The organism is Methylomonas sp. 2BW1-5-20 (assembly GCF_052474515.1).
The window spans coordinates 3,659,000-3,674,757 of record NZ_CP184127.1; the positions used below are offsets into that span (position 1 = coordinate 3,659,000).

Genomic DNA, 15,758 nt, shown 5'->3' on the forward strand with positions numbered 1-15,758 from the left:
GTATGGTGGAGCGCGCTAGAGAGTCTACCGAATAATGTTAGTAAATTGGCGGATCGCCCCCAACTAACTGCATCCGCCCTACCTGACGCTCACCCGCCCCGCCAAACTATTCCCCTGCACCGCCTCGTTATACATATCAAACCCGCTAGCCGGCGGAATCGCGGCACTGCCGGCCCTGGCGACGCGCCAAACTTGATACACCGTCAACTCGCCACCGGCTTGTAGTTTGGCGACGCGGACGATGCGGTCCGGGTAGCGTTGGGTTTCCTTGATGTTGGCCCAGTAACTGTCGTCTTTGGGCTGGATTTTGGCGTCTGCCAGATAGGTTTCATCGTTTTCCTGGCCTTCCGCTAAGCTGGGGATGCCGTCTTCGATCACCACAAACTCGCTGCCGGGTGCCGGCAGGCCAGCGTCGGCGCTGCGTTTGACGCGCACTTCGCTGACCACCACATCGCCGGGTTTCAAGGTCTGGCTCATGTCAATCAATTCGCTGCCCTTGGCGGTAATGCGGCGGAAGTTGCGTTGCACCTCCAGACCGACGGCGCGGGCAGCGACGGCTGGATAGGGCACTTCGACACTGACGGTGGCGTTGGCGATTTCGTCGGCATTCAGCTCGGCGAGATGAAGCTCACTTAGGTCCGGGCTATCGCCAAAGCGGTTGAAGTTGCCCAGATAGCCGCCGGGGATGCGTTGCAACGTACCGAAAGCAAAGCCGTCCTTGCTGCTGACCAAAATGCTGCGGGCGCTCTGCTTGGCCGCTGCCGCCGCTTCCTTAGTTAACAATTCGCGGCTGTTGAAGATTACTTGCGCGGTATCGTAAGTCGATTGCCAGTAGCCGTTTTGCTGGATTTGCAATAGCAAGCGTTTCAGCTTGGTTTCGAGCGCCGGCGGCAAGGCCTGGGCATCGTTTAACGCGCCCAGGCCAGCGGAGATCAAGCTGGGCGTACCAAAGCCAAAGCCCAAGCTGTTATACAGCTCGCCGCGTTGCTGCTGATAATTGGCTGGATCAAAAACATCTAGCGCCAGTTGCAAGCGTTTGATCAGATCGTTTTTCAGCTGCGGCCGGTCTTTAAACTGCTGATTGAAGCTGTGCCAGTTTTGATTTTCGTAAGCCTTGACGATACGCAGCGCGGCGACCAATTCGCCCGCGCCAGCCTTAGAATTGGCAAGCACTTTTTCGACAAAATCGGCCTGCTGTTGCCACGGTGCGTTATAGGCATAACCGACCGTCGCAAAGCCGCTCAACACAAAACCATCCGCTACCGTATTGCTTTCGGCGTGATTGTTCAGCCAATCCATGGCTTTGAAGTAGGCGTTATTCACGCCTTCCACTTGCAGGTCGTTGGCGTATTTCAGGGTCTGCAGCGCAATCAAAGTCACCGGCACGGTGGCTTCGCTGTCGCTGGGCCATAGGGCAAAGCCGCCATCCGATTTTTGGTTTTGAATCAGCTTTCGTACTCCCAAGGCAGCGTTTTGCTTGGCGCGTTGCAAAGTCTTTTCCAACGGCCCTAATTGCTCGGGCTTCAGACCGGCGCGCTCGATCAAATCCAGTAACACCAGATTCGGCACGGTGCTGTGCGCCAGTTGTTCGGTGCAACCGTAAGGATATTGCACCAGCATGGACGCCGCTTGCAGGGCGGCGCCCAGCAGGCCGGAATTGACCCGTACCGTTACTTGCCGAGGCTGAGATTGTGCAGGCAAATCGATACGTAGCAGATTGTCCTGCTGACTACTGCTGTAAACCTGTGGCAGAGCGGCGGCTTTTAACGGAATCTCAAATTCCTCGGCACCACCGACTCGCACACCAGCCGGCGCAGTCAACGCCACCTTCAATGCCGGTGCACCTTGCCGGTCGTTGGCGCTTAAACGTAACGGCCATAATTGCTCGGCTTTGGCTGCCAGTTCAGCTTGCGGTGCGGTTTCGCCGCTTTGCAAAGGCAAAACGTCAGGCAAACTGATGCTGCCGGCCAGTTTTACCGGCTGGGCCAAGTGATTAGTCAGTTTGACTGCCACGTCCACCTCGTCGCCCTGCCTTAAAAATTGCGGGCCGACCATATCCACCGCCACGTCGGTGACGCTGCGGAACTGGCCGGTGGTTTCGCCGATGCGGCCATCTTTGTCGCTGGCTACTGCCGTGACCAGCCATTCGGTGACATTCGCCGGCATGTCTACGTCGATAGTGGCAGTGCCTTTGGCGTCGGTGACAACATGCGGAAACCAACCGGCGGTATCGCGCATGGCTTTTTTCGCCAACTTGCTTTGGCTCTTCAAGGCGCTGAGCGAGAAATTGGGTTTGCGCAGCAAGTCGGCGTAACCGTAGCCTTGCAGATCGTCTGAATAGAAAGTCGCTAAATTGCTGCGTTGCAGCGGATAGAAAAAGTCGAAAATGCCCGGTCGGAATTCGGCTTGCACCGCATACACGGCGCGGTCGACGATGGACACCGCGATTTCGGTGTTCGCTGCCGGGCTGCCGTCCGCACGTTTTACTTGCAGCTTGATCTTGGTGGGTTTCAGCGGCTCGGTTTCGGCTTTTTCCGGCTCGATGGCAATCTGCAACCGCTTTTCCCAAGGCACGATTCTAAAGCCCAGCGTTTGTTCCTTGTACTTGCCGCCGGCCACCGGCACGGTCACGGTATGGTAAAAACCGGTGCCGTATTCGGGCTTGGCGGTCACTTCAAACCAGCGGCTGCGGCCTTGAGCTGACGCGCTGCGGCTATCAAACAAACGCGCGCCGGCCACGGTTTCCCAGATAGCGCCGCTTTCGTTATTGCCCCAAGCCTTGGGCAATAAGGCAAATACCTTGGCTTGTTCGCCGGGGCTGAGGATGGTGGTGGGCGTGTACAGTTCCAGTTCCGGATTATCAGCCACCGCTTCGCCGCCGCTGCCGGCGACGATTAAGGTGCTGGGTTGGGAGCTGGCCGGATGGTTCAAGTTCCGGCCATCCAGGCTTTCTAAGCGGGCCACGGCGGTGAGCCGGCCAAATTCTTTTAAAGCCGGAATGGTCAATTTTTGCTGGCCGCGCTCGTCGGTCGCAAAATCCAGTTTCACCAGACTGCGCTTGTCGCTGCCGGGTTGCTCCAGCATCACATCAACCACGCCGCCGGCTTTGGCGGCTGGTTTGCCATCGGCATAACTGGATTGCAACAGCAATTGCAAATCCTGATCGCCAACCGCCGCCACGGTTTTGTTAAAACGCACTGCCGGTTGCGCTTCGGACAAGGTGGCGTAAATGCTGTCGGTCAAAATCGCATTGCCGCCGGCCGCATCCTGGGCGCGCACCATTAAGGAATAAATCCATTCCTGATCGGGCGTTTCTTTATCCGAGGCCGGCACGGTGAACTCGAAACTGCCGTCGCCGCTTTCATCCAGCTTGGCCGCGGTTTCCCAAGGGTTGCTGGCATCGACAGCTTGGCGTTCTTCGATCGAGCTGTACAGTCGTTGCGGTTGGGTCAATGGCGCGGCGGATTTAACCTGGCCGAAATAGTCGTTGCCGGCGGTTAAACCCGCGCCGGCTTCGGTGACAAATTGCGGCGCTTCGAATTTTTTCCGGTACAGAAATACTTCGAATTTGACGTTCTGCGGCACGCCGCCGCTGTAGCGTTTGGCGCGGAATTTTAACTTAAACGGTTGACCTGCTTGCACCACCTGGCTGCGATCCAGCCATTCCAGGTAAAACGTCGGTTTGATGTAATCGCGCACCCGAAATTCGCCGCCGTAGGCTTTGTGGTCTATCTCGGCCAGTAAGCGATACAAGCCCGGCGTCTGGCTGGGATCGAGATCGAAGCTGCCGGAAAACGAGCCAAAATCGGTAAGCTGGGTCTGGCCTTGCAAGCCGGTAGCGTTGCCGTCCGCGCGAATCAACGATACGTCGGTTTGTTTGGATTGAAAAGCCGGAATCCGCAACTGGCCGTCCTGCAAATTTCGGACGATGCCTTTGTAGAAAAAAGTCTCGCCCGGTTTGAAGATTGGCCGGTCGGTCATCACGAATACCGCGTCGTCCTTGGCTTGAGTCGGCAGAAAATCGGTAGCGGTCAATGCGGTACGCGCCGCTTCGCCGGGTTTAGCTGCCGACGCGTCCACGCGCACCAGTAACTTACCGTCCAACACGCCATCCGGATTGTTAAAGCTCAGTTCGCCGGCAGCGTTGGTGCTGGCCGGCAAGGTTTGCCAGTGGCCACGGCCATCGCGGTAACTGACTTTGGCACCGGCCAGGGGCTGTAAATCGCGGTTCATCGCCCGCACCAGCAACTGCTCGCTGGATTGCTTGACCTGCACCGCCAGACTGCTGACCTGAATCAGACATTGCGCCTCGTTCTTGCCTTGCACCGCTTGCAGCAAATAAATCCCGTCCGGCAATGGGTCGAGCGCGACTTGGCGGACCTTGTAGCGCTGCTCGCTCCAGGTATCTTCGTTAAACCACCAGCCCAAGTCGTGGGTTTGTTGGCCGTTGCGCAGCAAATCCAGATAACTCTCTTTCACCACCGTAAACCCTTTCGGCGCCGCGACTAAAACCTGCTGCGGCACCGACACCAACGGTTTTTCGGTGACGGTCAGCACCGAACCGCTGAAGTTGGTTTCTTTTAAGGATTTGCGAAACTCGACATCCAGCATGCCGCGCAACAACTTTAACGGCGATTGCGCATTGTTCAGGCCTTTGGCGAAATAATGGCCGGGATTGAGCTCGCTGACCGGCTGCTCGTAACTGCGGCTGACGTTGAACTGGCCATCCAGAAAGGTTTCCAGGTTATTGGCTTTCAGCACCCGGATCAGCATGGGCTGGTCGGTGAGGGTGTAATCCAGGCGGATGTTGGGGGCTTCGGTGTTGGTGAAGCTGCGTTCGGCGGTGAGGTAAAACGGGCTGCCGGCGAGGACACAAAATGGCGTGATTAATAGTAAGCAGCCAAGAGCGTGCGCCGCCAAAGATTTGCGCGCGAGTGCCTTCATAAAATTGTGCATGTGCCCGTCTCCCGGCTAATGACTTTTAACGTATTGGATTCTTTTGCTTACCACCCGAGACGCTCATCGCGCTCGTCGCTCGCTGTAGAATAGCCGCTTATCGGCGAAAATGAATACCCGTCTCAGTTCTGACCGGACGAATACACTACACCGCAGCTTGCCGCGCTATTTAGGTATTTCGCAAAGGGGCAACAAATTAAGCCGTTGGGCGCGACGGGCAAATTTAAGATCATCAAATGTCACAAACGCATGGCACTGTGTTGATGCCGCCAAATGTCACGCATCTGCAAATTCAAGCCCGGCCCGGCACCAGGTAATCGCCGTTCGTAACGCGGCGGCATCTTCAATGATGACATTCGGCAACCCTTGCCAATGTGCAAAAACCGCCATCACAACGACTGCACCGCACCTTTGGCTATAGCGTCCTCCATTTCCTCCAGACTGACCGTAGACCCGGAATGGCCAAGGATTTTGGGGCCGTCTTCAATCCAAGAAAGCGTGGCGGTTTTCACTGGTCGCATGACAATGGCGTCGCCTTGGCGCTCAAAGATCAACTCAACACCGGGCTTTAGTCCCAGAGCATGAATAAGGGTGTCCGGAATATTGACGTCGCCGTGACTGGATAAGCTTGGCATGTCGGCTATTCTCGAAAAAATGGAATTAAATGGATTTTCGCGTTTTCAGCCATAAAGCGCAAACGCCAAAATGATCATTACTGTTCGATGTCTTTTAATACACGTCGAATTTCGGTGTATTGATTCGCTCACTCTAGCCCTCCCGGCAACACCATTAAGTTAAGGCTTAACCATTCGCCTTGATGCCCTAAGGCTGCTGAACGTGTCGAAGGGTGAATGCTTACGCCGACCATGGTTCGACAGATTCTCGGCAACTCTCCTGCGTACACAACGTCTGCATCCATGCGGTCGACCACGAACGGCTTAACTTCACGGCATGGGTGTGTGGGAGCGGAACCAGCGGGCAGCTCCATCCGGCTGTGTCTGCCAATGGTGCACGGAGTCCGACCAAAAGCTCATTAAGCGTTTAAGCGTTTAAGCTCGCGCACGAGGTCTTTTGCTATCGTCGCAAGACTTTTTAGCTTGTGCGCAAGCCTGCCAAGCCGCGCAGATAAACCTAAAAGCCTTGCGCGCAACACGTTTAAGCTCGCGCGCGAAGTCTTTTGCTATCGTCGCAAGACTTTTTAGTTTGCGCGCAAGCCTGCCAAGCCGCGCAGATAAACCTAAAAGCCTTGCGGGCGAGGCAAATTGATTCGCCCGCGAGGCAAAATGCCTCGCGCGCAACTCGATTGAGTTTGAGCCCAAGGAAACGAAGCAGTCGCGAATAGCACGATGCGATTAACGCGAGGCTTCAAGGCGTGCGAACTAGGGGGAAAACCCTATCCCCATCAAGAAAATCAGGCCCCGCATACCACCAACACCGGAATGCAATGGATCGATGTATTGTTAGCAGGCTTGCGCGACTATCGGCCATAACCAGGGCCGTAGGGCGGATGCCGATAGGCGATCCGCCAATCAGACGCCACCATACGGCGGAACCGCGATGCGTTCCGCCTTACGCGGGTTATGCACTTTCCAGTAGCGCTATATTTTCTAAAACATCCTCGGCTAGAGAATATATTGATAGGTAATCGTATTTATGTATATGGGGCGCTCTCTTCGGCTGCCAATACCTGCCATGGGCCAACCAATTTCTATAGTCGAGTGCTTGAGCTAAATTATCGAACCTTTTTTTGTGCTCAGGTAGTTCTGAGCGCCATAGAGCAATTATATCGTCCTTCAGCGACGCTCTATTTTCTTTACTATCGTAGATGACCCTCATCTTCTTGGAAAATTCATCTCTTAGTTTATCTTGGCCGCGAATAATGTAATCAATCTTTACTCTAGCTTCAATTGCTGCAAGCAATTCAAGGGAACACATTCTATCTAGCGTTTCTTTTCTTTCCTTTAGTTCATTAAATACTTCCTCTTTAGAATATCCAATGAACTTAGCGGATATTTCACCTGATTCAAAATCAATGTCATAATATGAATTTAAGGAGCCCTCACTATCAACGTAGTACCTCTCAATATCTTCTATTGTGGAATGCTTATTTGTAAATGAAGTCTTTTTCCTTCTAGCCATTTACAACTTCCATCAGGGCATTGAAGAAATTCTCTTCATTAAAATCTACAAACGAAACTTTACGGGACTCTCTTAATACTATTTTCCAAGTCCAATCTGGTATTTCTTGAGGTTCTTTACCTTTTGGCGTTTCACCATCAATAGAGATAGCCACGCTAATCTTCATTCCTTTGCTGTTTTTATCGGCCAGAATAAATTGAACTCGTCCCTTCACACCTTCCATGTCAATTCTGCCTTTGGTGCCAATTAACAACGTACCTATAGGTTCAAAGGTTAGTTTTTGTCCAGCAAAATCAACCGTCATTGCTTTTACAGTATAAGTACCGATGTAATCTTCTGTTAATTGAAGTTCTTTATATGCATACGAAACCTTTCCCTGCTTTTGATAAGGGGATAACCATTCCTCTAGCAAATCATAGAACTGACCTATAAACTTAAGCCACTCGCTTTTTTCTGATTGCCAGTCAATCTCTTTTTCTTCAGATTTTATTTCATGTTTTGTCAATAAGTCTTCAAAATCTTTTTTACTCATCAGTATCTACTCTAATCTAGTAACTATTCAGGTATGCATAACATGTTATCAAGCTGTTAACAGCATACCTACATGTGAATAAACGTTGTCTTGCCAATTTTGACCGGCATATGATTTTTCCTTCCTTATACCATCGGAGCCAAGCACACAGGATGGGTAGAGGCGATAGCCGAAACCCATCAATGTATGTTGCTATACATCATAAATATTGATAGCAGTTTTTAACATAACTTTGTTTATTATATTTACGGCTATCGTGATGGGGTTCGGCTATCGCCTATACTCATCTTATATCATGTCAGCTACAAACCAATGAGCAGTCATTGGTGAAATTACAGCGACTGTCTCTTGTGGGCCGATAATCCCCCTTCAATCAGACTTGCCACGAAAGCGTTCGGTCATAGTTCCACACCTGGACCGTACAACCCTCACTTTATTTTTAACCCAGTTTTGCCCAAATCGGCATCCCAACGGAATCGCCTTTACGTGCTATTTGCCGCTCCTTGCTGCGAGTAGAGTCGTCCGATAAGTTTTGGCCTGATACGGACTTATTTCCGGCATTCAAAGTTTTCTTCCTGAATATTTATCGACAACCTTACTGGGCTGAAGCTTAACGATCTATATTACGGAAACAACTCTATTGGGATACTAACTTCCCTTCTAGCTTTGCCCCTGCAGAAGCATTCTCAACCCGCCCCGCATAACTCAAAATCGGCAAGCCATAAAACAATTTATCCCCCTCCTGCCGCATCGCGGCCTTGGCGGCTTCATAGTCTTGCTGCCAACGCGGGGCAAACTCATTGGTTTCCTGCGCGTTACCTGCGCCGCCGGCCAAAAACAGTTCGCGCACCGCCGCGCCGGGATTGACGAAAGCAGTCAATTGCGCGGCTTGCCAGCGTTGTTTTTCAATGCCGCGTTGCCAATCCAGGGGACTCAAAGATTGTTTGTTGCAAGCGTCTTTCATCCGGGTCAGCAAGCTTTCCGAGCTGGCAGCCAGGAACAAACTGCCGCCGGCGCATTCCGCGCCCAAGTCCGGGGTTTTCAAATATTGCGCGTAAGCGGCACTGGCTTGCGGTTGCTGGGGATTGGCGACGATGATGCCCATCGCGCCGGTCGGACTGTCGGCGGTGAAATCCCAAACCAAGCCGACGCCAGCCGGCTCGGTGCTGGGAGGATTGCTAGACGGGCCGTTTGCCGCCAGTGTTTGCCAATCTTCTAAGGTTAAATCGGGCGGTAGCGCCAGGCTGGCGGCGACGCCGGCAAAGGCATCATGCGGGATACTGGCTAAAACGCCTTCGAACAATTGTCCGTGCAATTGGTTTTGCCAGGCAGCCGCCGGCAGGTTCAGCGTGCCCAGTTGGCCGTCTTTTAACGCAAAATCCCATTGCAGCGGATAGGTCGGTGTGCCGGTCAGCGCCGGCAGCAAATTATCGATAAAGGCTTCGGATCGTAGCGTCAAACTTAAGGGCGCATCGCTGCGGCGGCTTTGCGGGGCGATGCTGTCGATCACGTTCAATAACGCTTCCAGGCTTTGCGCCAGATAAATCCGTTCGCGGAACTGGGTGAAAAACAGTTTTTGCAAACCGATACGGGCTTCCAGGATCGGTTCCGGCAGTCTGTTGAGACGATAGCCGCTGGTCGCCAACACGCCAGCCAAGGCCGGCATGGCTTGATCGGCAAACTGGCTGTCGCTACGCGAGTAGCTGATGACCCAGCCCTGGCTGGCATGGGCCATGTCGTAATGCAGCTCGGCATTGGCGGCGACGGCATCGCGCAGCAGCTGCGCCAGAAATTCGCCTTGCAGGCCTTCCAGGTTGAGTTGCTCGGCTTTCACTTTCAGGCTTTGCAGCAAGCCGAAAAACAGGCCTTGCACGAAGCGATTGCCGACCAAGCTTTGCACTTGCGGCTGCGCATCCCACCAGTTTAAAAACGCTTCGCCCTGATTAAAGTTAAGGGTAAAGGCCACCGGATGTTTTTTTACATACCAGGTCGCCTGCTTCGGACAATCGGCCGGGCGCTTTACGGTGGCGTCCATCGTGGTACCGGAGCCGACATCGCCGCCGGTCAAGGCGGGACAATGATCGTCGCCCGCCGGCACAACATCGTTGCTGCCGACCAGCGAGGTGCCGGCATCCACGTCGTTATTAGCCGAATCGCGCAATTTCACGGTCAAATCCAGCAAGGGCAGACCGGCGCGCATCAAACGGCTGAGAGGTTGCCGGGAGTAATCCTGATAGCCGACGATGCCGGCGGTGGCAGTCAGCACCGCCGCCGAGGCAATCACGGTCAGGCGTTTTGCGGGGCTAAGCGGTTCCATTCGTACACTCCAAGGAAATAGGGATTTTCCGGGCGGGGGACCCACACCGGATCGGGCGATTGCAATAATTCGGCGACGCTGACCACGCGCACTTGGGCGTCTGCGCCTTGTGCGCCGTTGTGGTAGACGGCCAAATTTTCCGGATGGCCGGCGGCGAACAGCATCAGGTGGTAGGGTTCGTCATTAATTAAGGGTTTTTGATACACCAGCAAATCGCCGCTTTTTGCTGTTGCCAGGTCGCGGGATTTCAAGCGAAAGTTGTAGCCGATCAGGGTTTCTGCGTCGGCGAAATGGCCATAGCGCGGTTGACCATTGTGCAAGCCGGTTTGCCAGATTTGCGGATAGTCAGGTATGGCTTTGCGGGCTTGTTCGGATAAAGGTGGCAATTTTAGTTTAGGCGGCACACCGAGTTTCGCGGTGCGGCTGGCGTCGCGTGGTTCTAAAGCGGTGCGGTAAGCAAATCTCACCAGACCGGCGCAGTCGCGTTGTTTGGGTTCCCAGAGCGGGCTGAGTTTGCGGGCTTGCAGCAGGGCTACGTCGGTGACGACTTGGCGCAACGCATCGGCGTCTTGCGGTAGCAAGTAGGTTTGCCTGTTTACATGCCCCACGCCACCGCCCTCTTTGGGCTGTTGTGACGACTCCCTCTCCTCAAGGGAGAGGGTTGGGGTGAGGGGGATCAAATAAGGCAAGGCTTTTATTTGCAAACCCTCACCCTGCCCTCTCCCGGAGGGAGAGGGTTCTGTTTTAGTTTGTGCGGCAAGTCCTTCTGCAGCAGAGGGAGTTGCGTTATTTCCTGATGCGGACGGCTCCAGGTAACCCAATTCTTCCGAACTGTCCTCAGCCTCGCCTTCGCGCTTGGGTTCGTGTTTGATGTATTCCCGCACTTCCACCGGCATGTCGCGCTCGGCATCCTGCCCAGGCACATAGATTTTCGCGGGCTGGCGATTGCCTTGGATCACGACGTAAGCCAGGGTTTTGGTTTCGCCGGGCCGGGCCAAGGGTTTTTGCACCCGGCGCCGGCTTTCCGTGGGTAAACCTTCATCCAAAATAATATCCAGATTGGCCAAGGTATGCTGCACCGCGCCGCCCGGCCAGTAATTGGTGTCGATGCGGAACACGCCAAGCGGTGGCGCCGGATGCACATATAAATAAGGCCCGTAGCCGGGTTGGTCGAAGTTGTCGCCGTTTTGATTTAAAAAGAAGATGCCGCCGCTGTTGGAATTGGTGTCGGCCCAATACACATGGCTGCTGTCCGGCTCATAGATATGTAAATCGGTATACACGCCGTCGCTATCGCTGGTGAGCACCACTTTTAAACCAATCGAAGCAATTACCGCATCGACTGTGGTGGAAGCCTTGGCAACACCAGCGCTGTTGGCGCATTCGGTAATCACGGTATTTTTACCCTTCGCGGCGGGAAACGCGCGGGAGAAGCTGCCATTGGCGTTGCGCACGTAATAGCGCACGCCATTGATATTCACCACAATCGGATCGGCTGTCGGGTCGGAACAGGTGCCGGCCACAGTGATCTGCAGACCGCTGGTCCAACCGCCGGCTGGCTTGCTTAAAGTTAGGGTTGGCGCTACTGCGGGGCCTGTGGCCATGGGCCGTTGCTGACCGCGCCGGGCCAGAATATCCGGATCGTCGCTAGACGCGGCGAAGCTTTGAGTCGATAAAACCAGCAGCGTGGCGGCAAAGCGGCCCAGCCGGCGGGCATCGAACAAATGAGGTATCCGCATCGAGGCCTCCATCGGGCTATGGGATTTTATCAGTGCTGGAAATGTAGCAAGCAAATCGGCTAACGGCAAATCTGCTGAACGGTTTCTGAAAAGCCTAATTGTAAAGAACCAAAGTATTACGTCTCCACGCTGCCCTGCAATCGGGTAATCGAGGCATCTCTCGCTTGTGGATCGATGTGAAACGCCAGCGCCACCGGTTTATGCAACAAGCCGTCTTCGCCGGAGGCGTTAGGGTTGAGCTGGCGTTTTTCCACAAAATCAATCAAACGCCGCAGATGATAAATCAGCAATACCCGATTGCCCTCGCTGCCTTTGTAGATTAAATATCCGACATTGTCTTCGCTCAAGTCCGGATTGCGGGCGATCAGCGCGGTCAATTGGGTGTCGCAATTGCCGGCCAGGCTTTTCAATACCGAATCCGGGTGCAGACGGATCAATTGCTGTAAATGTGCGACCAAGTCGCCAGCCAGTTGCTGTTGTTGTAACTGTTCCAATTCGGCATCGCTGCACAAAAAACTTTCCGCTACCAAATAGTGCCGGTCGCGCTCGCCGTCGTTGGCGAACAGTGAGATTTTCGCCAGCGCGGTATCCTCCAAGGCATTAAGAAATTCTTGAGGGGAGCGGATATGCTTATCGATGGTGACCACCCACGGCAAAGCCCGACCGGTGGCTGCAAAACGCGATTTGACGCTGCCGATGACGCCGGAACGCGACAGTTCTTGTTCACGGCCTATAGGCTTAACCAAAAACGCATCGACGGCGGCAATTTGGGTGCGAAAGCCGGCGGCCTTAAAATGCTTGATGGCTTTGGAATAACGCGGAGAGTAGGGGATGCCGGTGCCGTCGTACAAAATATTGATGCGCAGCTCGCGGGCATGCTGCGCTACCAAGTCGCGCAGTCGGTTCGCAAAAGGCTCGACGTAAACGTAGTCGTCGCTGTGGTGATTGGCGGCGGTCAGCAGACGGTACAAATCGCTAAGTTTTCTAAATTCGTCCAAGGAGGCAATGACGAAATTGTCGCCGCAGAGGGCGGTGGCGATTTCCTCGATTGCGGTTTTGCCGACGCCGGCACCGCCCATACTCATCAAAAACTGCGGTTGATCGACCGGGGTTTTGCCGGCGAAAATCGCGTCGCGGGCGGCCAATAAAATACGAGTGATCTTACCTAAACGCTCGTAGGCAATTTCCACGGTACGGCGCAAACGGGTTTCGCTGCGGGCAGCGATCAGCATTTTTTGTTTTAGGGCTTGGTTGTCCCCTAATAAAAACAAGTTGGCCTGCTCGCCGGCGCATTGTTTCAGTAAATCGATCAACTCGGCTTGGCTGGGGGAACGCAAACCGGTCAGCATGTTCACGTCCAAGCAAAACAAGGGCGCAACGCCGTCTTCGCGGATGGGAATCGCGTCGATCTCGTTTTTGCCGGGTGCGCGCAAATCTTCGGTGCCCGGCAAGTAGCCAATGACATGCTCGGACACGCTTAAGGGATTGTCGGCGAAATGTTGGCCGGCAATCAGTTGCTCGGCGGTAATACTGCTCAGCGGCACCAGGCCGCCGGTCACGGTGATTAGACATTCCACACCGTCACCGGTGATATGCGACAGAAACGGGATGCCCAGGACAAAACGTTTGTTCTCCGGCCATTTGCCGTAGCGGTTGGCCCGGTTGTTTAGGCTTTTAATCCGTCTGGGATCCAGCGCATGAGCAAACGCCCTGCTCAATGCCCGGTGTTGGCTGCTGTGGTCGTGCAGTACTGTAACGTCGTCGGCGGTTAAACGTCGAAAATCAATCCCTTGTTCATACACAGCCTTGAAAGCCGGCAGGTTGCCGAGTGCGGAAATGAAAAAATCCAGGGTCATACGGTTACCGTAACCATAGGGCCGAATCACCCGCAAGGAATGATAAAAGCTGGCCAGCCGCTCGGCGATGTCCTCACTCTGGATCACAAAACCGTTATTATCGAAAATCGCGCTGTCGGCATTGCTGTCACCATCCAGCACCAGCCGCTCGATCGCCTCACGAAACTGTTTGCGCTTGCCGGCATCCGGCATGGTGCCGGGCCGGTGAGTGACGGTGGGCTGCTCCTTCCAATCGCTGAACATCTCGCGATGAATGCGCGAGTACAAGCCAGTCATGTAAGTGACGCGCTTGGTCTGGTCGTGGGAGACGGTGATTTCCAGCTCTTGCAGCAAAGTAGACAACAACCCCGCGCCTTGAGCGATGGCCAACGCGGTGCGCAGGCGTTTTAGCGGTTTATAACCCGGAATGTTCCGGCTGGGGTTTTGCATGATCCACCCTCTTATTTTTTATAGTTATTGTTTTATGGGGCGATCTTAACTGGATATTGGGAAGGAGGGAATTGGTTATGCGTCGTTGATACAACGACTGGGTTTATTGCCGGTTCACGAAAGCCATTCTTGGTTTTCGTCCATCGAGCCAACAGTCAACGAAAACAATGACGCTGAAGTGACCGGGGGTCCCGTCGTGTTTTGGCTATATCTCAGTAGGTAAAAACTAGAGATACCTCACAAATTTGATAATAATCACCTTAAACCTTACAATTGATAAGGACTAATTATTCTTCCGGAGAAAACCATGGTGCATTCCCTGACGCAAATACCAAACAGACTATTCGCAGCCAGTTTAATCTCAGTATGTTTAGGTGGGACGGCCCATGCCGACTGGAATTGGACCACTTTAAGCAATCCTAATTGGGACATTTCGCTAACGGATGCCGGTTATTCTGATTACTTGCTCGATCATACCCCTGGCTTCGTGGGACGCGAATACCTTTCCGGGGAGTGGGGCGCGGCAATTGGCTACAGTAAAGGCAACACAACTGTGACACCAAACTGGTTGGAACCAAACTTCAGTTTTCCTGATTGGACAACCAATTCGACTTTTACAACAAAAACACCTACTTCGATCACAGCATATAGTGCGGACGGATTGAATTCAGCAATAGAAGCGAAATCCGTGATTGCCAATTCCGACCTACAGATTGATCAGACCTTCCGCCTGGTGGATACCGTGACCGGGACGCCGATGGGCGTCAGTGCCGCATCCAGCGGCAGTGGACAATCATTGTTATCAAACCGTTATGTATTGCTCCAGTCATACAGCATTACCAACACCACGACGGACACGATTAATAATTTACAGTTCTTCCAGCTATTGCACGGCTTAGAATCCCAATCAGGTGTTTTCGACAATCGTAATTATGCCGGCGCTTATTCGGACTATCGTTACGACATTACACTGAATGGCGTCGACACTAACAGCAGCGGTGGACAGCGTGACTATATAGGCTTTAGCAGCACATTGGCGCCTTCTGCCGTCGAAATAGGTCATTATGGTATTGAGGGTGTCGACGATCATGCTATCGGCAAACCCAGCGTCGGCACCCATTTATCGATCGAGGCGAACAACCTTAATAATCAAGACAATTTTGCGCCGGCAAATCGCTGGGTGGCGGGCGCCGAACGATGGGACTTGAATAATCTCGCTCCAGGCGAAACCAAGTCTCTGACTGTAATGCTAACCCTTTTGACTGGCTGGCAAGTGGATTCTAACAATAACTCCGGCAGCGGCAACGGCGGAGCTACCGAAATCGGCGGATTGGATTACGAATTCCAGGGGTCCCACAGTGATGGCCAGTTTTTTATTAGCTACCATCAGGAAGACGCAAGTAGTATCCAGACATTGGTTAACGAAGGCGAAATCGGCGCACCAACATTTCCAATACTTGGAGGAAAACTACAGCTTTTCAACGTCGATTTTGAAGGCGAGTTTCAAGGCTTGCTGAAATTGACCTTCGGCTATGACTACAATCTGCTGAGCGATATAGACGAATCTTTGTTAAGAGTATTCCACTGGAAAGATAGCAAAGGTACCTGGGAAAATCTGGGTGGCATAGTCGATCCAACCCACCATACCATTACAGTTTATACAGATAGCCTTTCTCCATTTGCCGTTACGGCTGTTCCGCTACCAAGCGCAATTTGGTTGTTTGGGTCGGCATTGGTTGGCTTTGGAATATCTAGAAAACGTTCTGCGCTCTAGGGCCTTGGGGCCGATT

The 15,758-nt window shown here is 53.4% G+C and carries 8 protein-coding genes; 1 reads left to right on the forward strand and 7 read right to left on the reverse strand.

Going from position 1 to position 15,758, the window contains the following annotated elements:
• Nucleotides 1-78: 78 nt before the first annotated feature.
• The 7 genes from ACH50O_RS16980 to ACH50O_RS17010 form a co-directional block, all read right to left on the reverse strand.
• A complete protein-coding gene (locus tag ACH50O_RS16980) occupies nt 79-4,956 on the reverse strand; it encodes an MG2 domain-containing protein (RefSeq protein ID WP_446808934.1) in 4,878 nt (1,625 codons plus the stop codon).
• 389 nt (nt 4,957-5,345) lie between these two features.
• Nucleotides 5,346-5,591 carry an AbrB/MazE/SpoVT family DNA-binding domain-containing protein gene (locus tag ACH50O_RS16985; protein ID WP_446808935.1) on the reverse strand — a complete coding sequence of 82 codons (246 nt, stop codon included), beginning with the start codon at nt 5,589-5,591 and terminating at the stop codon, nt 5,346-5,348.
• Between the two features lie 943 nt (nt 5,592-6,534).
• Nucleotides 6,535-7,095 carry a hypothetical protein gene (locus ACH50O_RS16990; protein ID WP_446808936.1) on the reverse strand — a complete coding sequence of 187 codons (561 nt, stop codon included), beginning with the start codon at nt 7,093-7,095 and terminating at the stop codon, nt 6,535-6,537.
• Complete coding sequence (locus ACH50O_RS16995) at nt 7,088-7,627, reverse strand: hypothetical protein (RefSeq protein ID WP_446808937.1); 540 nt, start codon at nt 7,625-7,627, stop codon at nt 7,088-7,090. The genes ACH50O_RS16990 and ACH50O_RS16995 overlap by 8 nt, the downstream gene beginning before the upstream one ends.
• A gap of 637 nt (nt 7,628-8,264) precedes the next feature.
• Nucleotides 8,265-9,944: a hypothetical protein gene (locus ACH50O_RS17000; RefSeq protein ID WP_446808938.1), complete on the reverse strand. Its 1,680-nt coding sequence runs from the start codon at nt 9,942-9,944 to the stop codon at nt 8,265-8,267.
• A complete protein-coding gene (locus ACH50O_RS17005; RefSeq protein WP_446808939.1) occupies nt 9,914-11,683 on the reverse strand; it encodes a DUF1175 family protein in 1,770 nt (589 codons plus the stop codon). Before ACH50O_RS17005 ends, ACH50O_RS17000 begins: the two co-directional genes overlap by 31 nt.
• A 116-nt stretch (nt 11,684-11,799) precedes the next feature.
• Nucleotides 11,800-13,968: a zeta toxin family protein gene (locus ACH50O_RS17010; protein WP_446808940.1), complete on the reverse strand. Its 2,169-nt coding sequence runs from the start codon at nt 13,966-13,968 to the stop codon at nt 11,800-11,802.
• A gap of 307 nt (nt 13,969-14,275) precedes the next feature.
• Here ACH50O_RS17010 and ACH50O_RS17015 point away from each other — a divergent pair, with 307 nt between their 5' ends.
• Entirely contained in the window at nt 14,276-15,742 is a 1,467-nt protein-coding gene (locus tag ACH50O_RS17015; RefSeq protein ID WP_446808941.1) for a PEP-CTERM sorting domain-containing protein, read from the forward strand.
• Nucleotides 15,743-15,758: the final 16 nt, after the last annotated feature.